18 protein-coding genes, 1 tRNA gene and 3 pseudogenes are annotated in these 22700 nt (G+C 32.5%); 18 read left to right on the top strand and 4 right to left on the bottom strand.

Translation table 11 applies throughout. From position 1 onward, the window contains the following. Nucleotides 1–67 precede the first annotated feature (67 nt). Together AAHM86_RS06480 and AAHM86_RS06485 are read left to right on the top strand one after the other, a co-directional pair. Nucleotides 68–818, top strand: a pseudogene (locus AAHM86_RS06480) (IS5 family transposase). Between the two features lie 36 nt (nt 819–854). Further along, nucleotides 855–1094, top strand: a pseudogene (locus AAHM86_RS06485) (ATP-binding protein); the annotation flags it as partial. Nucleotides 1095–1840: 746 nt separating this feature from the next. Here the strand turns inward: AAHM86_RS06485 and AAHM86_RS06490 are convergent. Beyond that, a tRNA-Gln gene (locus tag AAHM86_RS06490) sits at nt 1841–1915 on the bottom strand. A gap of 235 nt (nt 1916–2150) precedes the next feature. Here AAHM86_RS06490 and AAHM86_RS06495 point away from each other — a divergent pair. The 11 genes from AAHM86_RS06495 (at nt 2151) to AAHM86_RS06545 (ending at nt 12838) form a co-directional block, all read left to right on the top strand. Continuing rightward, nucleotides 2151–2852, top strand: a complete 702-nt coding sequence (locus AAHM86_RS06495; RefSeq protein ID WP_341747699.1) for a VirB8/TrbF family protein — start codon at nt 2151–2153, stop codon at nt 2850–2852. After that, nucleotides 2849–3595, top strand: coding sequence for a P-type conjugative transfer protein VirB9 (virB9, locus tag AAHM86_RS06500; protein ID WP_341747700.1), 747 nt, complete (start codon nt 2849–2851; stop codon nt 3593–3595). Before AAHM86_RS06495 ends, virB9 begins: the two co-directional genes overlap by 4 nt. Nucleotides 3596–3747: 152 nt before the next feature. Beyond that, nucleotides 3748–3945, top strand: coding sequence for a palindromic element RPE1 domain-containing protein (locus AAHM86_RS06505; RefSeq protein WP_342267711.1), 198 nt, complete (start codon nt 3748–3750; stop codon nt 3943–3945). 23 nt (nt 3946–3968) lie between these two features. Then, a complete protein-coding gene (locus AAHM86_RS06510; protein WP_341752284.1) occupies nt 3969–4325 on the top strand; it encodes a Na+/H+ antiporter subunit C in 357 nt (118 codons plus the stop codon). After that, complete coding sequence (locus tag AAHM86_RS06515; protein WP_342267712.1) at nt 4322–5725, top strand: proton-conducting transporter membrane subunit; 1404 nt, start codon at nt 4322–4324, stop codon at nt 5723–5725. The genes AAHM86_RS06510 and AAHM86_RS06515 overlap by 4 nt, the downstream gene beginning before the upstream one ends. A gap of 2 nt (nt 5726–5727) precedes the next feature. Then, nucleotides 5728–7197 carry a proton-conducting transporter membrane subunit gene (locus AAHM86_RS06520; RefSeq protein WP_342267713.1) on the top strand — a complete coding sequence of 490 codons (1470 nt, stop codon included), beginning with the start codon at nt 5728–5730 and terminating at the stop codon, nt 7195–7197. A gap of 140 nt (nt 7198–7337) precedes the next feature. After that, the gene (locus tag AAHM86_RS06525) at nt 7338–8210 is read left to right on the top strand and encodes a CPBP family intramembrane glutamic endopeptidase (protein WP_342267714.1); all 873 of its coding nucleotides are present in this window, start codon (nt 7338–7340) and stop codon (nt 8208–8210) included. 40 nt (nt 8211–8250) lie between these two features. Beyond that, complete coding sequence (locus tag AAHM86_RS06530) at nt 8251–9867, top strand: proton-conducting transporter membrane subunit (RefSeq protein ID WP_342267715.1); 1617 nt, start codon at nt 8251–8253, stop codon at nt 9865–9867. A 7-nt stretch (nt 9868–9874) separates the two neighbouring features. After that, nucleotides 9875–11929 (top strand): S9 family peptidase, encoded by a 2055-nt coding sequence (locus tag AAHM86_RS06535; protein WP_342267716.1) that lies wholly within the window; start codon nt 9875–9877, stop codon nt 11927–11929. 108 nt (nt 11930–12037) lie between these two features. Further along, nucleotides 12038–12310: a phasin family protein gene (locus tag AAHM86_RS06540; RefSeq protein ID WP_342267717.1), complete on the top strand. Its 273-nt coding sequence runs from the start codon at nt 12038–12040 to the stop codon at nt 12308–12310. 273 nt (nt 12311–12583) lie between these two features. Beyond that, the gene (locus AAHM86_RS06545) at nt 12584–12838 is read left to right on the top strand and encodes a hypothetical protein (protein ID WP_341747708.1); all 255 of its coding nucleotides are present in this window, start codon (nt 12584–12586) and stop codon (nt 12836–12838) included. Nucleotides 12839–13305: 467 nt separating this feature from the next. Here AAHM86_RS06545 and AAHM86_RS06550 read toward each other — a convergent pair. From AAHM86_RS06550 to hslV, 3 genes and pseudogenes are all read right to left on the bottom strand, one after another. After that, a pseudogene (locus tag AAHM86_RS06550) lies at nt 13306–14828 on the bottom strand (YifB family Mg chelatase-like AAA ATPase). A 2-nt stretch (nt 14829–14830) separates the two neighbouring features. After that, nucleotides 14831–16171: an ATP-dependent protease ATPase subunit HslU gene (hslU, locus tag AAHM86_RS06555; RefSeq protein ID WP_342267718.1), complete on the bottom strand. Its 1341-nt coding sequence runs from the start codon at nt 16169–16171 to the stop codon at nt 14831–14833. Continuing rightward, entirely contained in the window at nt 16168–16734 is a 567-nt protein-coding gene (hslV, locus tag AAHM86_RS06560) for an ATP-dependent protease subunit HslV (RefSeq protein WP_342267719.1), read from the bottom strand. The genes hslU and hslV overlap by 4 nt, the downstream gene beginning before the upstream one ends. Nucleotides 16735–16835: 101 nt before the next feature. On the opposite strand from hslV, the gene AAHM86_RS06565 reads away from it, so the two are divergent. From AAHM86_RS06565 to AAHM86_RS06585, 5 genes are all read left to right on the top strand, one after another. Further along, on the top strand, nt 16836–17201 hold the full coding sequence (locus AAHM86_RS06565; protein ID WP_341747711.1) for a DUF2628 domain-containing protein: 366 nt from the start codon (nt 16836–16838) through the stop codon (nt 17199–17201). A 51-nt stretch (nt 17202–17252) separates the two neighbouring features. Beyond that, nucleotides 17253–17603 carry an HIT domain-containing protein gene (locus AAHM86_RS06570; protein ID WP_342267720.1) on the top strand — a complete coding sequence of 117 codons (351 nt, stop codon included), beginning with the start codon at nt 17253–17255 and terminating at the stop codon, nt 17601–17603. Between the two features lie 175 nt (nt 17604–17778). Continuing rightward, nucleotides 17779–18804, top strand: a complete 1026-nt coding sequence (gene asd, locus AAHM86_RS06575) for an aspartate-semialdehyde dehydrogenase (protein WP_342267721.1) — start codon at nt 17779–17781, stop codon at nt 18802–18804. Between the two features lie 488 nt (nt 18805–19292). Beyond that, nucleotides 19293–21050, top strand: coding sequence for a type I secretion system permease/ATPase (locus AAHM86_RS06580; RefSeq protein ID WP_342267722.1), 1758 nt, complete (start codon nt 19293–19295; stop codon nt 21048–21050). Nucleotides 21051–21059: 9 nt separating this feature from the next. Continuing rightward, the gene (locus AAHM86_RS06585; protein WP_342267723.1) at nt 21060–22589 is read left to right on the top strand and encodes an HlyD family type I secretion periplasmic adaptor subunit; all 1530 of its coding nucleotides are present in this window, start codon (nt 21060–21062) and stop codon (nt 22587–22589) included. Nucleotides 22590–22700: the final 111 nt, after the last annotated feature.

Raw genomic sequence — 22700 nt, forward strand, 5'->3', positions numbered from 1 at the left:
TCACGAGATTATAGTTGAATAATTTGTGAAGTTGGTTATACTAATTATAGTAATAGGGATAATAGTTATGGGGCTAGCACATAGAAGACATGATATAAATGATGAACTTTGGAATAAGATACAAAGGCATTTGCCTGGCAGGGAAGGTTGTTGGGGAGGGGTTGCAAAAGATAATAGAACCTTTGTAAATGCAGTAATGTGGATATTTAGGACAGGAGCTCCTTGGAGAGATTTGCTACCTGATTATGGGAATTGGAAGAATGTACACAGAAGATTCTGTAGATGGCACGATAATGGAGTATGGGAGCATGTACTAAATATTTTTATAAATGCTCCTGATTTCGAATGGTTAATGATAGATTCAACATTTGTAAAAGTTCATAAAGCAGGACTTGGGGCAAAAGGCGGGAATCAAATGATTAGCCGTACAAAAGGGGGCTCAATACAAAGATACATATGGCCGTGGATGCGCATGGTATGCCGGTCAGAATTATTGTTACAGAAGGTTTCAGAAACGATTGTACTCAAGCTTGTGAATTAACCCAAAATATAGAGGCAGAGTACCTTATAGCAGATAAAGCTTATGACACAAATATAGCATCGTAGAATTTGCTGAGCAAGCAAATATAATTCCTGTAATACCATCAAAAAGAAACAGAAAGATTCAAAGAGAGATAGATAAGGATTTATATAAGTTAAGGCACATTATTGAAAATACATTTCAAAAATTTAAAGAATGGCGTGGTATAGCAACAAGATATGCTAAAAATACAAAATCATACATGGCAGGCCTTTGTCTAAGGGGATTACTAATGTAGGCTAAAATCTCGTGACGATATACCCTAGATGAATTAGGTTATGTACCAATAAATGTACCAATAAAAGTGGATGCTAGATTCCTATTATTTGAGGTATTTGCTAAATTATATGAGCAGTCTTCGCTTATTATCACTAACCATTTGAGATTTGAAGAATGGGGTGATATATTTGGTAATGCTAAAGCAACAAAAGTAATGATCGATAGATTGACACATCATTGTCACATCATAGAAACTGGTAATAAAAGTTTTAGAGGAAGAAAAGATGTAAATTAGCAAAAAATATAATTGAAAATCACTAATTGAGTGTAACTAAATATTATCTAATTTTTAATGTGATTAGGGGGGCAATAGTTCATTACAATAGGGGGGCAAAACCTGATTACAATTTACAATGTGCTACTACTGGTTGTGTGATCACTGCTGATACTAAGAAAAAGACTTATACTAATGGTAGTACAGCAGAGTGGATATATTTACTAGGATGGCATCCTGATAACCCTAATAAAAGGATATACGTGAAAGAAGAAATAATACTACAAGAAGTTGAGCAAGTACTAGCAACACTCCATTTAGAGCCTAAATTGTTAGCTGAAGTAATTGGTTATATTAAAGCTTCAGCAAAAATAGAGCAAGGTTTTTATAAAATGCGTATAGGAGAGCTACATACTGAACATACTAAGATTAAAACTCGTATGGATAGGTTAACTGATTTATTTTTAGACGGTAATATTAGCAAGGAAGATCATGAAGAAAAACGTCAGCAATTAATACAAAAACGTGAAGATATCATGAGAGAACTAGAAAGCCATAATTATGCTGATGATGAATTTTCAGAACTATTGATTAACCTAGTAGAACTAGCTTCCAGAGCGTTAGAAACCTTTAAAGGTTCGAATATTGAGAAAAAACGCAAATTGTTAAATCTTGTATTTTCGAACCTAAAATTAAAAGACGGAAAGCTAGACTTTATGCTACGTCCACCGTTTGACGCATTCGTAAAATGCACTAAAATCGGAGAATGGCTGGGGCGGATGGATTCGAACCACCGAATGACGATACCAAAAACCGTTGCCTTACCACTTGGCTACGCCCCATCATTAAATACTAGTGTATAAGTGTACACTTAATATACACAGAGCTTATAACAACAAACATTTCTTGAGTCAAATATTCTTTTTAATTTGACTATTCTTAATACGATTTTTATTGGTATTGTAGACACAAAATTAGCTTTTTGAACAGGCTAAAAGAATAATTTTTATAAAAAATTATAACATCTTTTCTAATATGTGTTAGAATCCGATATAGGTAAGCAATTATTTAAAACTAATGGATAAGCTGTTAAATTCTGTTCAAGAATATATTAAGTCTGGTGAATATTTTGTTGATGCGAAAAGATGGTATAATTTTGAATATATATATCCACTTGTACACAGAACATTTTTGTTGATATTTAGTGTAGTTCTTTTTGTATTATTTCTAAGTGTGGTGATTAATTTTGAGACTTTATTACCAGTAAAGCGTCAGGTAAGATACGCAATTAGTGCTAAATCCCTTAAAAGTGCAACAATAACTAACGCTAATCATATTAAGCATAATGCAATTAATTCTATTGCAGATATTATGATTAGAAATTACGTTATACATAGAGAATCATATGACTATGATTTACTTCGTCCTCAGTATATATTTATGCAAAATAATTCTACGCGTATAATATTTAGACAATTTGCCAATTTTATGAATATTGACAATCCATTGTCTCCAGTTATGCGTTACCAAAAGTCCTTAAAGCGTTCTGTTAATATATCATCAGTGGTTTATCATAAAAATAATAAGGCTGAAGTTACATTTACATCTTTGGCAAAAAACGCTTCTAATGATATTTTAGAAAATATGGTGTGGCAAGCTACAATAAATTTTGAAATAGATGCAATTAATATACATCTACCGCCTAACTCAAGATTTAATTTTGCTGTCACTGGTTACAAACTTAAGTTAATAGAAGATAAAAGTAAAAAAATAAGATGAAGCAACTAATAATATTTTTTGTAGTAGTATTTTTTGTAAATACTGCGTTAGCCGTTAGGGAATCTAGACCAATGCCGATTGATAGTAGAATCAGGGTAATGGTTTATAGTCCTGATGATGTATTTAAGTTTACTGGATATTATGGTTATCAGGCTAGTATAGAGCTAGCAAAAGATGAAGAAATAGTTAGTATTTCCATGGGAGATACTACTTCTTGGCAAATAGTACCAGCGGGTCATAGGATCTTCATTAAACCGATGGAACAAGATGCTACAACTAATATGACGCTTATTACTAATAAGCGAACTTACTTTTTTGAACTATATGCTACAGAAGCCTTAGATATGAGAGATCCAGATATGGTTTTTAATTTAAGGTTTATTTATCCTGATGATGAGGATTCTGGAGATCACGTACAAAATTACGTTACATCTTCAGCTAACCTTGATTTATCACACCCTGAAAAATATAATTTTAATTATTCCATAAGTGGTAATGAATCGATTGCACCAATTAAAATTTTTGATGATGGAGTGTATACTTACCTACAATTCAGAGATAAAAATGCTGAGTTACCAGCTATTTTTGCAGTTGATGAAGCTCTTAGAGAGTCGATGGTAAATTATAGACTCTCACAAGATAACGCTAATATGGTGATTATTGAACAAGTATTTCACAAGCTGTCAATACGTCATGGTAAAAAAATAGTATGTGTGTTTAATGAAGCATTTAAGCCGTATTAGACTTTATAGCTAACTAGGGTACATTACTACATCTATTAGCGAGGAGTGTACAAAGTTTCATGTGGCATTGCGAGGAGCTACTTTAGTGGCGACGAAGTAATCCATAAAGTAATTAGAAATGGATTGCTTCGTAGGGCTTACGCCTACTCGCAATGACGTTGGGGTTAACCATATGCAGGAAGTATATTAGACCTCTTTCGAAACTCGCTTATGCTGAAGGATTTGAAGGAGACGCTTCACCTCGAACCGCAGCGTACTCTAATGTACGTGAGGATTCGAGTACCGCATCGACGTACAAATCACCAGCAGAAGTAGAGTTTCAAAGGATATCTATTAATAAAATTAAGTAACAATGTTTTTAGAAACTATATATATCTCAAAAATTTTATATTTTTTTACACTGTTAGTGTTAGTTAGTGGTTTATTTATAATGCTAACCAGTGATAATTATGTTCGTAAAATTATTGGGCTTAGTGTAATGCAAAGTTCGGTGCTAATTTTTTACCTTATGCTTGGTAAGGTAAGTGGAGGTATTGTACCAATTGAACGTACAACACTACATAGCTATTCAAGTCCACTCCCTCAGGTGTTAATGCTCACGGCTATTGTTGTTGGATTTGCTACTTTATCATTGGGTCTTAGCTTGATTTACCGTATTTCTAAGCAATTTAATACTATATCAGAAAGTGAGATTAATTTTAGTGAAACGACTAATGATCGAAGTGAATGACATTAATTAAACATTTTCCCGCTTTGCAAGTATTGCTACCATTTTTTGGAGCATTATTTTCAATACTAACTTTTCGTTATGTGCTTGCCACTCGAATTATAGCAGTTATTTCGATTGCACTAAGTTTATTTTTAAGTATTTGTGGTTTATCAGCAATTAATAAAGGTGCTGTGTCATATAATTTTGGTGATTGGCATGCCCCTATAGGTATTGAATATAAGCTAGATTATCTGAACCAACCTATAATCATCTATATTAATTGCGTATTATTATTTTTTCTAATTTTTTGTAACAAATTGCTTACAACTACCGTACTTAAATTTATTGATAACAAAAGGCAATCGTTATTTTACGCAGTTTTATTATTCGCCCATAGCGGCTATCTTGGTATATTAAGTACTAATGACCTTTTTAATCTTTATGTATTTATTGAAATATCTTCATTAAGTACCTATGCACTAATGGCGCAGGGTAATAACCCCAAGGCTGTAATCGGTGCTTTTGATTATCTGATGCTCGGTACGGTTGGGGCAACTTTGATATTAATAGCCATTGGGTTTTTATTGAGCATTACTGGCAGTCTTAATATGTCAGATATTTCAATGCTGCTTCAGACAAATTATGATTACAAAATAGTCAAGCTAGCAATTAGTTTTTTTCTAATTGGTGCTATATTAAAAACAGCTTTTTTCCCTATGCATTTTTGGATGGTTAGAGCCTATAGTTCAGCTGCTCCGGTTATTCTGACATATCTTGCTAGTATATCCAGTATAATTGGTATTTATATAATCTTGAGGTTCATTCATTTTACTATTGATTACAATGTGATCATTAAGTATCTATCAAATTTTATCAGACCAATAGCTTTGATAACTATTACTTTATGTACATATTTTGCTTACAGAAGTCAAAAAGTTAGAAATATTGTTATATATTCTTCGGCGGTGCAAATTGGTTATATGTTTTTGCTTTTAGTTATTCCTAGAGGTGAATCACTGTTATTTCCCTTTTTGTTTGCTGATAGCATTAACAAGATAGCTCTATTTCTGATCATTGCTTATTCTGATATTTCAAAACCGTTTAGTATGTTATGGCGTGTTTTGGTAGTTTTTAGTCTAATTTACAGCTGTGGTTTACCAATAAGTAGCATGTTTTTCATTAAGATTAGTATTTTTGAGTTGTTGGTTGTGGAAGATATGTGGTTAGAGTTTGTTATTGTTGTCATAAGTTCTGCTATGTCGTTACTTTATCATTATAAAATTGCCAAAAAACTATGTTGGGATCACTATGATTATACACAATTAAAATCGAACACTAAGTATTGTGGGCTAATTTTTGTTAGTATAATGCAATTTCTCCTGCCAATATTCTTAAACCAATTACAAATATTAGGGGGATAGTAATGTACCCTTCTGTTACTCCTAGTTTTTTGATTTTATCAACTTTACTTCTAGCTATGCTAAATTTAGTTACTCCCTTTATTAGTAATAGTGATAATAATATGCGTAACTCCTTATTAATTACCATTAGTAGCTTCTTTTTTGTCAATATTTTAATTATTGATTGGTTATTCCTGAAAGGAGTAAGAGCAAATATATCAATAAATATATTCAGTAATTTTGCTATTGGGTTGCATTTAGAAGCGTTAAGCCTCATTTTCTTAACTTTACTGAGTTTCTTATGGATTTGTGCGTTAATTTACACCACCAAATATTTGGCAATTAATAATATTGATAATTCCAGTCGTTTTCTATTCTTCATTAATCTAAGTGTGTTATCTGGTGGGATGGTAGCATTATCTTCAAATCTTTTTACTATGTTTATTTTTTATGAAATATTAACATTATCAACTGCTCCATTAATTGGTCATAGTGGTGGAGATAAAGTTATGGCCGGGGTCTATAAATATTTAAAAATATTGATGATCTCGGGGATATTACTATTCTTGCCAGCCCTAATAATTATTTATGCTAAAGCAGGGCATGGTGATTTTACATCACAAGGTTTTACCGAACATTATTTTTCCAGGAGTCAAATAATAATTTTATTATTAATGTTTATTTTTGGCATATCGAAGGCAGCCTTATACCCTTTGCATCAATGGTTACCAGCAGCAATGGTAGCACATTACCCAGTAAGTGCCTTACTACATGCGGTGGTAGTTGTTAAAACTGGGCTTTTTTGTATCTATAAGATTCTGATATATATTTTTGGTCTTAAATATTTACAATCTATTTTTGCTGAATTTAATTGGATTCTTTTCTTTCCTATTATCACCATATTTTATAGTTCCTTTAAAGCCTTAACTAGTGATAATATTAAGAAGATTCTAGCCTATTCTACGATTAACCAGTTAGGGATAGCTTTATTGAGTAGCTTCATGTTTACCTCAAAATCTATAGGAGCAGCTATCCTACATTTATCCTCACATTCATTCACTAAAATCTGTTTGTTTTATGGGATGGGAAGTATTTATAGCTTAAAGAAAACTAACCAAGTCTCTGACCTGATCAATGCTGGTAGAGAAATGCCAAAAACTAGCCTTATGGTACTTATTGCCAGTTTATCCTTAATAGGCATTCCTCCTTTTGGTGGTTTTATTAGTAAATTTTATATTATGTTAGCTGCTGCAGAACAAAATCAAATATTAGTTATGGTAGTACTAGCTTTAAGTACGCTGTTCTCTGCACTGTATTTAGCAAAGCTGATAATATTTATTTATAAGCCTATTGATAATAATTCTAAAATATTTTCTATAGAAAATAAATTACCTAATTCTATGCTATTGAGTTTAGTTATATGCTCGTGCATGGTGGTATTATTTTATTTTATACATATTTTTATTAAGAAGTTTTTTGTATTTATAACTTGAATTTGTGGTGATAGAATTGATGTCATTCTCGGCATATGCAGGAATCTAAAGAAATAGACAGGAAGGGTGTTTTAGACATTCTATATCTAGCACCAAAACAGGGGTGCTAAAATAACTTAACACAAATATAAAGGAATCAGATGAACATAACTTATATTTTATTAATTATTACAGTAATTATTGCATTGTTTCATAGAGATAAAAAGTTTTTATACATAAGCATCATTATAACAAATATTGTAGGATTATCTCAGGGTGTAATAAATATCGTTGGACTAACTTTGTTGTGTTGCTTTAGTATAATGACATACTTATATTTCCACCTTAATAATGTCAATAAAGTTTTAAAAATTCTATTCTTTATAGGAGTATCCTCTTTCATAGCTGGATTTGCTTTTCATTTAATACCAGGCTTCTTTAATATATTAGTTTTAAATAAAGTCCATCTTTCTGAGTTGTCACGTCCATTTTCTATGTTTTTAAATTTTGACAAGACTATGTCTGCACTAATACTCTATTCTATAAGTAATTTTTATATTTTAGAGAAAACTATAGATGTAAAATCTTTAAAACAAACAGCTTGTTTTCTTTTACTTTGTATTGCAGGAGTTTTAATCCCTGCTTTTATTAGTGGATATGTAAAATTCGATCCGAAGATACCAAATGTGTTATTGATTTGGGCAATTAATAACTTATTCTTTGTATGTATGGCAGAGGAAGTAATTTTTCGTGGATTCTTACAGAATACCTTAAAAACTTTATTAGAACCACTTGCAGGATTTAATATTTTAGGGATAGGAGGTAAAAATGCTCATATTATTATTGCATCTTTAATATTTGGTTTAGCTCATTTTCAAGGGGGTAGCATTTATATAATATTAGCCACGATTTGTGCTTTATGTTACGGATATACTTACGATAAAACAAATAGGATCATATGTGCAATGATGGTGCATTTTGGATTAAATTTATTCCACTTAATGTTATTTAGCTATCCTGCTGCAAATATATAAGTCAGGTTAACCTATCTCTTCATCAAATTGAGGCTAAATAATGAGAAATGCATTTTATAAAACATTTTATATTATTGCAATAATATGTCCAATAGTTGTTGGTATATTATTAATTAACAACAAAGATGAGATGGTAGTTAATCTATACAATAATAGTTTTGTTATTAATTTTAGTAGTGAAAATAAGTTAATAGCACTTGCTTTTATTGTTGTAACGCTGGCTACTAACTTATATGCCATAAGTAAAAACAGAAAATTTGAGGTACTTATAGGTAGCCTATATTCAGCTAGTTCTTTGGTCTGTTTATTTGCTGGGGATTTTGTTTCAATGTTTGCTTCTCTAGAAATGATGATGATATTTGCTGCTTTGTTGATTTTTTATGGCAATTACAAAAATAGTGTTAGAGCAGCAAGACAATATTTGCTTACCCATCTTATAAGTGGGAGTCTTATTTTAATAGGGATTAGTTATATAATTACTCACACCTCTAGTTCACAAATTATTTCTCTTACCTCATTGACAGAAAATCAAGAGGCTGGTTTTATATTTTATGCTCTAATACTTTGTGGTTGTTTGATTAATGTAGCTAGCATACCTTTTTCTGGATGGATTGTTAATTGCTATCCATTTGCTTCAAGCTCAGGGATGATATATTTAACTAGCTTTACTAGTAAAATATCGATAATTATACTCCTTAAACTATTTAGTGGCTTAGAAATACTTAAATTCTTTGGATTATTAATGATTATATATGGCGGGATTTATGCTTGCCTAGAAGATAACATCAAAAGGGTCGTATGTTATCTTACTGTTTCTCAGCTTGGATTCATGCTAATTGCTATTGGCACAAAATCTCAACAAGCAAATTTAGGAATCATAGTTTTTCTTTTTGTCCATATACTGTATAAAGCTTTATTTGTCTTATACGTTGCCATATTAATAGACAAAGAAAATATAGAAAATTGTTCTGAAATAAAAGGAATTTACTCGCCCAAAAGTCATTTGTTGTTTGTTAGTTTAATAGTTAGTGTATTGTTCATTATAGCATTGCCTCCTTTTGCTAGTTTTGTTACCAAAATTGTTGTAACCAATGCTTTGGAGCAAGATATTAATTATTATGCTATTTTCCTACTCAAGATTGTCACATGCATTGCTTTATTTTCTGCGGTTAAATACAAATCTTTGATTAGTGGTTTTTACCTTAAGTTAAATATTCTAACTAAAGTTAGTTTATTTGTCATGCTATCGTTTTTATTAGCAACTAGCTTTTGTTTAGAAGAAGGTTTGAAACTAGTATGGTCATCTTATCCTATTGAAATAATTGATACAAATTGGTTGGATTTAGTAAAACAAATGGTAATAATAGTAATAGGTATAATATTCGCCTTAGTTCTTAGTAAAACGATTTCTAGGCGTTCAACTGCCAACATAAATTTAGACTTATTTCAGTTTATTGAAAATAATATTCGTCATATTTATTTTAAATATAACTTAGTGGGGCAGGGGGTTCATGATAGACTAGGGGCGGACTACCCTGTTTTTAAGAGAGTAGAAAAAAATACTTTACATAAGATGAAATCTTTGCATAATCAATCAACAGCTCTATTAGTAGTAATGGTATCATTAATTACTTTTATAATAATCAGCACTAGATGAGGATAAAATGCAACCACCCATAGCTAATAAGATTGATTATAGCTTTACATTGCACGGTCAGAAAATTACAGATGAGTATGCTTGGCTTAGGGATAATGAGTGGCCTAATGTTAGTAATAAAAAAATTATAGAATATTTACAGGCAGAAAATAAATATTCCGAGCAATTTTTTGCACAATTACAACAAGAAAAAGATAAAATATTTGAAGAGCTAAAAGGTAGGATTAAGCTCGAGGATCAGTCAACTTACGTAAAGAAAGATAATTATTACTATTATACTAGAACTGAAGAAACTACAGAATATCCTATATATTGCCGAAAAATGGGGTCAGTAGATGCTTCTGAAGAAATTATATTAGATGTTAATAGTATCTCTAAAGGTAATAAATTTACTGATGTAGGTCTAGTAGCAGTCTCTCCTGATCATACGTTAATGGCTTATAGTGTTGATTTTTCCGGTGATGAGAAATATACAATTAAAGTCTATAATTTAAAGACCAAACAATATCTACCAGATGAAATACATAACGTTAGTCGCAATATAATTTGGCATGAAGATTTGAAAGGGTTCTTTTATATGCCGATTAATGAGAATTCTCGTTGTGATAAATTAATGTTCCACTCTTTAGGGGATGTAATTTCCAATGATAAGTTAGTACATCATATAACAAATCCATTATATCAGTTAAATGCAGGCAAATCATCTAGTCGACAATATATTTTTATTGATATTTCTGGTCATAATGAAAATGAAATATATGCTATAGAAATGCGTGATCATAGCTTCCAGCCTAAACTTATTAGAGCTGCAAAGGATGGGGTTTTTTATGATGTTGAGCATAATGGGGATAATTTTTATATTAATACCAACGAGGAGGCAAAGAATTTTCGTATACTATTAGTAAATGTACATAATTTCCAAAATGATTTATGGGAAAATAATTATATTCCAGAAGAACCGACTAAATATTTATCAAGTTTTGATATTACTAACAATTATTTGATAGTTAATTATCGTGATCAAGGATTACCAGTTATTAAAATAAAACATCTTAAAGAACAGGATGAAAAAATTATCCACTTCCCGGATGCTGCTTTTACTGCCTCAGCCATGTCTACTAATTTTGATGAAGATGATATCCGAGTAAATTATTCTTCACTTGCTAGACCTAACACCACTTATAGTTATGATTTTAATAGCGACCAACTGACAATATTGAAAGTACAAGAAATCCCAAGTGGCTTTAATCCTGAAGAATATATGGTAGAAAGGATATTTGCTGATAATGATGGGGTTAAAGTACCAGTTACCTTATTATATAAAAAATCGTTGTTTAACAAGGATGGGAAAAATCCTTTATATTTATATGGTTATGGTTCATATGGTGTTAGCATACCAGTATCTTTCCGGAATACAGCTATTTCTCTTGTAAATCGTGGATTTGTCTATGCCCTTGCCCATATTAGAGGGGGAGATGATCTCGGGCATGATTGGTATAAAGCTGCCAAATTCCTCAATAAGAAAAGAACTTTCGATGACTTTATTGCGGTTAGTAAAGAGCTAATTAAAGAAAAATATACTAGCCAAGGTAATATAGTAATCTGTGGTGGAAGTGCAGGAGGGTTATTAATTGGAGCAGTAATTAATGAGCAACCACAATTATTTAAAGCAGCACTTGCCCATGTACCTTTTGTTGATGTATTAAATACCATGCTTGATGAACAATTGCCATTAACCCCCGGTGAGTTTAAAGAGTGGGGTAATCCTAAAGAATTAGACTATTTTAACTATATTAAGTCTTATTCTCCGTACGATAATATAAAGCCACAAAATTATCCAAGTCTATTTATCACTGCTGGAATCTCTGACCCTAGAGTTGGCTATTGGGAAGCGGCTAAATGGGTAGCAAAGATTCGAGCGACAAAACTCGACGATAATATATTATTGCTAAAAACTAATATGGATTCAGGGCATAAAGGTTCTTCTGGTCGTTTCGATTATCTAAAAGAAGCAGCCGATGATATAGTATTTGTATTCAGGGTTTTTGGTATAATCAATTGACTATATTAAGATTATTATTAACCAGCTATTGACTCGTATTTTTATAAATGGTAACATGAGATTTATGATTTACACAATAAATAGATCACTTAATTTAGAGGATTTACAATGACTAATAGTACAGCCCAATTTGTAGATTTTATGAAATCTTTTATGAATCCAGAAGTTTACATAAATTCCGTAAAAAACTTGCCTGTTATGGATTTTTCTGCTATGTCAGATACTATCAAGAAAAGTACTAAAATACTTACTACAACAAATCAGATTGTTACTGAATCACTGCAGTCTATGATCCAAAAAAATTCAGAGGATTTTCAAAACAATGCTATGAATATGCTGAATTCTATAAAAGATGCAATAACTTCTGGAGATTTAAACTAAATAGCCGAATGTCAGCAAAAATACCTTAAGTCGACTTGCGAAACTTCAATCAATAACATTAAAGAGTTTGTCAGTATGGCATCTGATACTTCAATGAAAATGTTTGATGCCATAAATAGTATGACAGGAGAGATGACTAAGACTTGTGATAACATAAAAAACAAAGCTTAAGAATTATTAATGGGTATATTTTATAACTTAAATACGCATAAATTAAAGAGCTAACTAAAGATAGCATTACAATACAGCTAACGAGAACCTTAGATTATAGAAATGTCAAAAGATAATTTAGATACTGACAGAAATACCGATAATAAATTTGTTGAAACAGAAGAAGAAAGAGAAAAACGACTGGATCGTGAAGAATCAGCTAGGAAACTAAAGGCAATTCTCTTTGTATTTATACCGCTTTTAGTTGGTTTCCTAACCTTCACTTATTTCTTTCTTAATTCAATAGAAGAAAAAAGTAAACTACTAAAAGAACAAACAAGTCAAAATATATCAACACCAAATAGCTCAGCAAAATAGGTAGATTTGGCTAAAGAAATTAGTTTATTGGTTGAAAGGACAACATAAGGCTGTTTTAAGAAGTGATACAGGTTGCACTTTCATCTTATACTCAGCTAGAACTGCAAGAATTAAGGTCTCTCGACCTAAATATCTCAGCTGCTCCGTTACTCATGTACGCCACGCCACTTTGCTAATGCTACCTCTTTTTGAAGTTATACTATCGTCTATCAACTCTTGAAATCATAGTAGTATATAGAAGCATAGTACCCTACATTTATATAACCAATATTAAAATGGCTGCTGATCGTCTATTAGCGAGGAGTCGCGAAAAAGCGGCGACGCGGCAATCTAGGATACGCAAAGCGTTACTCTAAAAAAACAGCTTCGCTGTTTACTTGGATCGCCACGGCATCTAAAGAGCCTTGCTATGACGATTATAGAAAAATTTAGGGTACTATGATACAGAAGCACAACTAATGGTTAATTCAAAAGCTACCCCCTATTCTTCTATAGTTTAGTGCTTCAGCAATGTGTATCCTGTAGACGTTGGAAGAAGCGTCTAGATACGCTATAGTTCTTGCAACCCGTAAGATACGGTTATAAGCACGCATGGATATACGAAATTTTGTCGCGGCTTCATTGAGTAAATCCTTACCGTCATCTACTGGCAATGCATGTTCGATAAGCAACTGTCCGTCCAAACGGTTATTTGTTTTGATATTATATCCTTCATATCTAGTTTGTTGAATATTACGAGCCATTTCGACCCTGTATGCTATCTGCCCCGACTCTTCTTCTGTATCATCTTCTATTAAATCATAGTTATATGAGTCGATAGATCCTACCTCTATATGTAGATCAAATCGATCCATGATAGGACCAGAAATTCGCATCTGATAATCGCTCCCACATTTTGGAGCTTTAGAACATGCTTTGTGAGGATCGCTTAAATAACCACATTTACAAGGATTCATTGCTGCTATTAACTGAAAGTTAGCAGGATATTTTATATGCGAATTTGCTCTAGCAATTAGTATTTCTCCGGTTTCAATTGGCTGCCTTAAAGATTCGATAACGTTAGGTGGAAATTCTGGTAATTCATCTAAAAACAACACTCCGTTATGTGCTAACGAGATCTCTCCAGGTTTTACTCTTTTACCAACCCCACCGCCGACCATCGCTGCTATCGAGCATGAGTGGTGGGGGGTTACGAAAAAGGTCTAGCTCTTGATAGTTTCCCGTTTGCTAGCTTGCCTGCAACGCTTGCTATAGTACTGCACTCCAATATTTCTTCGGATCGCATTTTGGGTAATATACCAGGTATACATTGTGCCAACATAGATTTGCCAGTACCAGGTGGACCAAGCATTAATAGATTGTGACCACCAGAGGCTGCTATTTCTAAAGCTCGCTTAGCGGCTTTTTGTCCTTTGATATCTTTAAAATTAGGGTAATTTATTATAGTAGTGTCAATTTCTAATTCAGGTGATGATAATATTTGTGAGCCTTTAAAATGGTTAACTAACTCTATTAAATTTCCTGCTACCAAAATATTATTATTGCCAGACCATGCAGCTTCCTGACCATTAGATTTTGAACAAATTAGCCCTTTATTTCTAGCCAAAGCTCCAATAGCAGCAGGCAAAGCCCCGCTGACAGGTAGAATAGAACCATCTAGAGATAATTCGCCTATTACTAGATATTCTTGTATTTCCTCAGCTGGTAAAATTTTCATGCTGCTAAGTATAGCACAAGCAATAGCAAGGTCAAAATGACTACCTTCTTTAACCAAATCAGCTGGAGCTAAATTTATCAGTATTTTTTGAGCAGGCAAGGCAAGACCTATTGAAGAAAGTGCTGCTCTAACTCGTTCTTTAGACTCGCCAATAGTTTTATCAGCAAGTCCTACTATAGTAAAATTAGGTATCCCTAGTGATATCTGTACTTGCACATCAACATCGATAATATCTATACCGCTAAAAGTTAAACTACCAAGGTGAACTATCATTTTTATAAAATAAATTTTACTAGATCAAGATTCTTGATAATTTTTGATAATTGCTGGTCGACAAAATGTTCGTCAATAACTATCTCTTTTTCTTTCGTATTACTTGCATTGAAGCTTATCTCCTCCAATAAATTTTCTAGAATAGTATGTAACCTTCTTGCTCCAATATCTTCAACTTCTAAATTAACATTTGCTGCATAAGTAGCAATTTTATCTATTGCATTATCAGTAAATTTTAATTTTACCCCTTCGGTTGCAATTAAGGCTGAATATTGTTTTATTAAACTTGATTCTGGTTCAATTAAAATTTTTATCATATCGTCCTTAGTGAGTGAGCTTAACTCTACTCTAATAGGTAGCCTTCCTTGCAATTCAGGTAACAAATCAGATGGTTTTGATAAATGAAAAGCACCTGATGCTATAAATAATATATGAGCAGTTTCTATAGGACCATGTTTTGTATTAACTGTTGTACCCTCAATAATAGGTAATAAATCTCTTTGCACTCCTTCTCTACTAATTTCTGAACTTTTTCCCTCAGATCTTGAGGTGATTTTATCTATTTCATCCAAAAATACTATACCATCATTTTGTACTAGCACTAAGGCATCTTGAGTAATTTTTTCTTGATCGATCAATTTTTCTGACTCTTCAGCAGAAATAATTAAACGAGCATCTTTAACCAGCATTTTCTTAGTTTTTGTTTTATTAGTACCGATAGCTTTGCCGATCATATCAGAAATATTTAAGACGCCCATGGCAGCTCCTGGCATACCAGGAATCTCAAAATTACTACTACCAAATAAGCCACCTGAATCTGTTATACTTATTTCAATTTCAGTATTGTCAAGTTCACCTTTTTCAAGCTTGCGACAAAATTTTTCTCTAGTTTCAGTTGATGCTGATTTGCCGACTAAAGCATCCAAAATCCTTTCTACAGTTTTTAAATGTGCATTAGCAATCACTGCTTTTTTAGCATTAGCTTTTTGTGTGTTAACAGCTATTTCCACTAAGTCTCGTATTATTGACTCAACATCTCGTCCAACATATCCTACTTCAGTGAATTTTGTTGCTTCTACTTTAAGAAATGGTGAGCCGCTAAGCTTAGCAAGTCGCCTAGCGATTTCAGTCTTACCTACGCCAGTTGGTCCTATCATTAAAATATTTTTTGGCACGATTTCTTGACGAAGTGGTTCGTCTACATTTCTACGTCTACAGCGATTCCGCAACGCTATCGCAACAGCTTTTTTAGCTTTATATTGCCCAACAATGAATCTATCAAGTTCAGCTACGATTTTAGCGGGAGTTAATCCCATAGATTTTTTTTTAAGATTAATACTCATATAACTTTAACTTTTTCTAGAATAATATTATGATTAGAGAAAACACAGATATCAGCTGCAATATTCATTGATTTTAAAGCAATCTCTTCTGCAGTTAGGTCATTGTCAAAAGACATTAAACCTCTAGCAGCAGACAGTGCATATAATCCACCAGAGCCAATGGCAGCAACGTCACCATCAGGTTCAACTACATCGCCATTACCAGTTAAAATTAATATATTTTTTTGATCTGCAACGATCATCATTGCTTCAAGTTTACGTAAATATTTATCGCTACGCCAATCTTTTGCCAGTTCTACAGCACTTCTTAGTAACTGATACGAATATTTCTCCAACTTTAATTCTAATTTTTCAAATAAAGTTAGAGCATCTGCAGTAGATCCAGCGAAGCCAGCAATAATACTATTATTGAACATGACTCTTAATTTTCTTGCTGTAGATTTTAAAATTGTATTACCATGGGAGACCTGACCATCCGCTACGATTACAACATTCCCACCTTTTCTTAAGCAAAGTATAGTAGTCCCGTGTAATGTGACAGGACCGGGCGAGTTATCTGACATAAAGAATCTTTTAAATATTGATGAAATATTGATGTTTGGCTATTTGTTTATTATTATGGTATTTAAGTAATCATTTAATATCGTAATTACAAGACTTTCCTATGAATATTTATTCAATATATGTTAATCCTCAAAAAAAAGATAATGATTTTATTCTTATCAAGCAAGGTTTTTCATTATTTGCTGCATTTTTAAGCGTGTTTTGGGCATTCTATCATAGAATGTGGTTACCACTAATAACTACTTTGATATTAAGTATTTTTATATCAAGTTTAGGTTGTACTAATTTTATTTCTGTAAGTCAACTCGCCATTATGTTGATATTTGGTTTTTTCAGCGATGATATGAGAGAATATGATTTGCAAAAAAAGAAATACCAACTTACAGACATAATATTAGCAAAATCTGAGATAGAAGCTGAATTAAAATTTTTAGAACGCTTAGTGGATGAAAAAAATGTGTTATAGTAATCTCAAATATTGACATTTGGGAGTAGATAATAAAAATGAGAGTATAATATGTATGACAAGAATAATGTTTTTGTAAAAATTATTGGTAAAGATATTCCAGCAGAGATAATATATGAAGATGATAATCTAATAGCATTTAATGATATAAATCCTGTAGCTCCAATACATATAATAATTATACCAAAAAAGGAGTATATTGACTATAGTGATTTTATCCTTAAAGCTTCTAGCAATGAAATTAAAGATTATTTCACCAAACTAGCCTATATTGCATCGCTAGTTGGTTTAGATCAAGATGGCTATCGTTTGATTACTAATAAAGGGGTAAAGTCTGGACAGAGTGTGTTCCATTTTCATTTCCATATTATAGGGGGAAAAACTATTTCTAAGTTGATATAGTCAATTAATTTGGTTTGCTATATTCTCATTCCAAATTCGGTGAAATTATAAATTGCTTCGTCGACCTACGGTCTCCTCGCAATGACGTTTTATAGACGTATATGCCATTGCGAGCGAACGTACGTGAGCGTGGCAATCCATGAAGCTTGTAAGAATAATAAAAAAATAAATGTAAATGACAAAACAATATAATATTGCGGTAATTGGTGCGTCGGGTAATGTTGGGCGAGAAACTTTAGAAATTTTGTTTGAGAGAAATTTTCCAATTAATAATATCCACGCTATAGCTTCGAGTGAGTCTAATGGTAAAGAGGTTAGCTTTGGAGATGGCACTATAAAAATATCTGACATAGACAGTGTAGATTTTAGCAAAATAGATATTGCTTTTTTTGCAGCTGGATCAGAAATATCAATGAAATATATACCCAAGGTTGTCGAGCAAGGTTGCATAGTTATAGATAAATCGTCATTTTTCAGACTTGATTCTGATGTTCCTTTGATAGTTCCAGAAGCCAATCTAGCTAGCCTTAAAGATTATACTATTAAAAATATTATAGCTAATCCGAATTGTTGTACTGCTCCTATAGCTACTGTATTAAAGCCTTTGGATAATGCAGTAAAGATTAAGAGAATGGTGATATCGACTTATCAATCGACTTCAGGAGCAGGAAAGAGAGGAATGGATGAGCTTTACGAGCAAACTAAGGCAAAATATGTTTTTAGCGACATCACTCCTAAAATTTTTCCTAGGCAAATAGCTTTTAATTTATTTCCTTATATAGGTAGTTTTAATGAAGATGGTTCTACTAGTGAAGAATCGAAGATTTCCTTGGAATTAGAAAAAATTATAGGATCACATGCTAAATTTAGTGTAACTTGCGTAAGAGTACCAGTGTTTGTTGGTCATTCTATTTCAGTGAATGTTGAGTTTAGCGGAGAGATAGATGCTAAAGAAATAGAAGAAATACTAAAAGAATCAGACTCTATTGTAGTTAATTCTCATTTGGATAAAACACAATATCTTTCTCCCATAGATGTTGTTGGTAAAGATCTTGTGTATGTTTCGCGAATTAGAAATGATCATAGTCAAAAAAATACCATTAATTTATGGATTACAGCAGATAATTTACGGAAAGGAGCAGCTTTAAACGCTGTACAAATTGCTGAGGAGTTGATAAAAGGATATTTGTCGAAAAAGTAATTAGGTTATATTTCAGGGTAATTTAAAAGTTACAACTAATGATAGAAAAGTTTGTTTTTTAAATGCATAAATGTCATTGCGAGGAGCCGCAAAACGGCGACATGGCAATCCAAAAGTTGCAATGGCAAAAAATAAAACAGCAAGTTGTTTATTTGGATCGCCACGCCACTTTGTAGCTCGCGATGACAACTATTCGCTTCTATAATTTAGTATTTTCTATCATTAGTTGTGATTTTTAAATTACCCTGTTATACTTCTAAGCTCTAAGTATAATAAAGAGGTTGCCATATTATTTATTTTGCGTATAGTGTAGAGTCAAATAAAAAATATTACAAATAGTATAATTTTTACTAATTAGCAGTAAAAAATATAATAGAGCCAGGAAGCCATCAGGTTCGGATAACTACTATTATCAGGACAGGCTAATTTAATTTGTGTTAGATGATATAGATTATTAATTCAGAAAAATATAATATAACAATGGTAATATGAGAAATAATAGTGCATTAGTATCTCAAGTAATAAATCCCCTAACTACTGCTCTTGAGAAATGCAAAATTGCGTTTTGGATAGTTTTTAGTTTTGCGTTTGTTATTAACTTGTTAATGTTGATAACACCTCTTTATTCCTTGCAAGTTCTTGATCGGGTTATAGGAAGTGGTAACTTATTTACATTAATGTGGTTGTCTATTATTATTGGTACGATCTATTTTATTTATGGGTTATTGCAAATTGCTAGATCATTCACCCTAATTAAAGTTGGTGAATGGTTGGATAAAACAATTGCTCCTGTAATTTTTGGTCACTCTATTTCAGCCTCTGCAACTCGTACTAATATGGGGGCTAGTCAGTTACTTCGTGATTTCCAAACAGTAAAAACCTTTCTAACTAGCACTGGTATTAATACTTTATTTGATGCTCCTTGGAGTGTTGTCTATATAATAGTAATTTTCTTAATTCATCCATATATTGGAATCCTTACATTAGCTGGGGCTATTATTATTGTATCTACGGCTTTCTTTAATGCAGCTGCAACTAATAAAACTCTCGGTGAAGCTACTGAATTTTCTATAAAGGGTATGACGCAAGCTGACATCGCCAATAGAAATTCAGAAGTTGTAGAAGCTATGGGCATGATGAAAAATGTTACGACAAATTGGCATCAGTTTAATATTGCTTCTTTGGAGAAGCAATCAATTGCTAGCTACCGTAATAGTGCTATTTCTAATTTTTCAAGATTTATCCGTAATGTTATGCAGATGCTGGTAACTGGTATTGGGGCTTATGTTGTTGTTAGTACTTCAGGAAGAGAGATGACTACTGGTGGTATGATTATGAGTTCCATTATAGTTGGTAGAGCTTTAGCCCCTTTTGATAACGCTATTGAGTTATGGAAAAGTATGAGCGGAGCTATAAAATCTTATAAAAATATCAATCAACTATTTGCTTCGTATAAATCAAGAGAAGAAGCAATGCCAATTCTAAATGTTGAAGGACATTTAACTGTGGAAAATATTTATTATTCGATACCAATTCCTCCACATATACCACAACCGCCAGTACCAAGATATATTTTAAAAGGAGTGTCCTTTGCGGTGCAGCCTGGTGAGATATTAGCAATTATAGGACCTTCTGCAGCAGGTAAGTCAACTTTAGCAAAAGTTTTAGTTGGGGTATGGAAAGCATCGTCAGGGACTGTTAGGCTTGATAGTGGAGAAATTTATCGTTGGAACAGGGAAGACTTTGGTAAACATGTAGGATATTTGCCGCAAGGAATAGAGTTATTTAGTGGTAGTATAAAGCAAAATATAGCTAGGATGGCTGAAAATGCTGAGCCAGAAAAAGTAATTGAGGCAGCTAAAATTGCTGGGGCTCATGAAATGATCTTAAGATTACCAGATGGCTATGATTCAGATATTGGAATAGCAGGCTCTAATCTTTCTGGCGGACAAAAGCAACGAGTTGGTCTTGCTAGAGCATTTTATGGTAATCCTAAATTACTTATTTTAGATGAACCTAATGCAAATCTTGACGAAGCAGGTGAAATAGCCCTATCACATTGCTTAAAGCAAGCAAAATCTAGGAATATTGCTGTAATTGTTATCTCTCATAGACCTTCTGTATTATCGGTGGTAGATAAGATTTTGGTATTACAAGAGGGGGCGGTAGCTCTTTATGGCACTCAAGAAGAAATGCAAAATCGAGTTAAACTGTTGCAAAATGGTGTAATCCACATTAATGAATAAGTTTTAAATATGGAAGAAAAGTCAAATAACAATAAGCCGGCATTTACAGCGGAGCAACTTAAACAACTTTTGTCGCTACAAAATGATTTAACACACACAAAAAAAACAAAGGGAGCTATTGTATCACAAAAGGTAATAGTAAAGATTTCTAATGCCATTAAAAATACATTATATTATCTTGATCGTTTCGTCAATTTTGTTACTAAAAATAATGATGTTGATCGCAATGATGTAGTGCAAATTGCTAGATACCCAATTCTTTTTGGAGTGTATGTAATAATCTTTTTTGTATTAGTTGGAGGGGTATGGGGCAGTTTTGCTCCTCTTGATAGTGCTGCTACAGCACTGGGTGTTGTTATAACGAGTGGTAATAAGAAGACAATTAATCACCAAGAAGGTGGAATTATAGCTAATATTTTTGTTAAACAAGGTGATCAAGTTAAAGAAGGTGACAAATTAATAGAGCTAGAAGATACAAGAATTAAGTCAGCATATGAAAGTAATTTAAGCCAATATAGACATGCTTTAGCAACGGAAAGTCGTTTAATTGCTGAGAGAGATAATCAAGCTCAGATTGAATTTTTAGAATTATTAACCAAAGATATTAATTTACCTGAAGTAGCAAGGATTATACATACCCAAGAAAATTTATTTCAGTCTAAAAAAGAAGTATATAAAAGTGAAAAAAATGCCTTACATCAAAGGATCGAGCAATTAAATAAAAAAATTGAAGGTACGCAGGCTAAAAAAGTTGCAAATGTAAAAACCCTAGAGGTTGTTAAGGATCGTTTAAAGGCAATGGATACATTGCATGGAAAAGGTTTTGCCAATAAAGCCGCTTTATTAGACTTAGAAGCTAAGGAAGCACAGTACAAAAGTGAGATAGCTATGGCAGAATCTGAGATTGCATCTATTAAGCATTCGATTACAGAGTGTGAGATTAGCATTATTAACTTACAGAATAAATATACAGAGAAAACTCTGACTGAACTAAAAGAGACACAAGAGCTAGTAGCTCGTTTTAAAGAGGCATTTAATGCACATCAGGACTCTTTAAATCGAGTGGTTATTAAATCACCAGTTGATGGTATTATAAATGTATTGAACTATCATACAATAGGACAGGTGATTTCACCAAGTTATCCGATTCTAGAGATTTCTCCAACTGATGATAATTTGATAATAGAAGCAAAAGTTCCAAGCAAGAATATAGATTCAGTGCATGAAGGCTTGGTAGCAAAAATTCGCTTCAGTGCTTTTAAATCTAGAACAACGCCGTTATTTACTGGCAAAGTTGTTAAAATATCTCCTGATATTGTACAAGACAGAAATACTCCAAGCCAAGATACTACCACTTATTATATCGCTAGAATTGAGATTGATATGGATGAGTTTAATAAGATTGCAAAAGCTAAAAAGTTAGAGTTACATCCTGGTATGCAAGCGGAAGTTCAAATTGTCACTGGCACAAGGACTCTCCTGAGATATTTACTTGATCCTATTACTGATACGATGTTTAGAGCATTTAAAGAGAAATGATATAGCTAACCACAGAAAAGGTTTTAGCCAAAAACGATGTCATCCCTAGTACTACAACTATAGTACTAACGTCAAAACGCTGTCATTCCCGTGTAGGCGGGAATCTAAAAA

Origin of the sequence: Candidatus Tisiphia endosymbiont of Empis tessellata (assembly GCF_964031035.1) — a bacterium.
GTDB lineage: Bacteria > Pseudomonadota > Alphaproteobacteria > Rickettsiales > Rickettsiaceae > Tisiphia.

Bases quoted from the DNA above. Each gene is read 5' to 3' on its own strand.
- AAHM86_RS06495 (WP_341747699.1), top strand. From the start codon at position 2,151: ATGGATAAGCTGTTAAATTCTGTTCAAGAATATATTAAGTCTGGTGAA.
- virB9 (WP_341747700.1), top strand. From the start codon at position 2,849: ATGAAGCAACTAATAATATTTTTTGTAGTAGTATTTTTTGTAAATACT.
- AAHM86_RS06505 (WP_342267711.1), top strand. From the start codon at position 3,748: ATGACGTTGGGGTTAACCATATGCAGGAAGTATATTAGACCTCTTTCG.
- AAHM86_RS06515 (WP_342267712.1), top strand. From the start codon at position 4,322: ATGACATTAATTAAACATTTTCCCGCTTTGCAAGTATTGCTACCATTT.
- AAHM86_RS06520 (WP_342267713.1), top strand. From the start codon at position 5,728: ATGTACCCTTCTGTTACTCCTAGTTTTTTGATTTTATCAACTTTACTT.
- AAHM86_RS06525 (WP_342267714.1), top strand. From the start codon at position 7,338: ATGAACATAACTTATATTTTATTAATTATTACAGTAATTATTGCATTG.
- AAHM86_RS06530 (WP_342267715.1), top strand. From the start codon at position 8,251: ATGAGAAATGCATTTTATAAAACATTTTATATTATTGCAATAATATGT.
- AAHM86_RS06535 (WP_342267716.1), top strand. From the start codon at position 9,875: ATGCAACCACCCATAGCTAATAAGATTGATTATAGCTTTACATTGCAC.
- AAHM86_RS06540 (WP_342267717.1), top strand. From the start codon at position 12,038: ATGACTAATAGTACAGCCCAATTTGTAGATTTTATGAAATCTTTTATG.
- AAHM86_RS06545 (WP_341747708.1), top strand. From the start codon at position 12,584: ATGTCAAAAGATAATTTAGATACTGACAGAAATACCGATAATAAATTT.
- hslU (WP_342267718.1), bottom strand. From the start codon at position 16,171: ATGAGTATTAATCTTAAAAAAAAATCTATGGGATTAACTCCCGCTAAA.
- hslV (WP_342267719.1), bottom strand. From the start codon at position 16,734: ATGTCAGATAACTCGCCCGGTCCTGTCACATTACACGGGACTACTATA.
- AAHM86_RS06565 (WP_341747711.1), top strand. From the start codon at position 16,836: ATGAATATTTATTCAATATATGTTAATCCTCAAAAAAAAGATAATGAT.
- AAHM86_RS06570 (WP_342267720.1), top strand. From the start codon at position 17,253: ATGTATGACAAGAATAATGTTTTTGTAAAAATTATTGGTAAAGATATT.
- asd (WP_342267721.1), top strand. From the start codon at position 17,779: ATGACAAAACAATATAATATTGCGGTAATTGGTGCGTCGGGTAATGTT.
- AAHM86_RS06580 (WP_342267722.1), top strand. From the start codon at position 19,293: ATGAGAAATAATAGTGCATTAGTATCTCAAGTAATAAATCCCCTAACT.
- AAHM86_RS06585 (WP_342267723.1), top strand. From the start codon at position 21,060: ATGGAAGAAAAGTCAAATAACAATAAGCCGGCATTTACAGCGGAGCAA.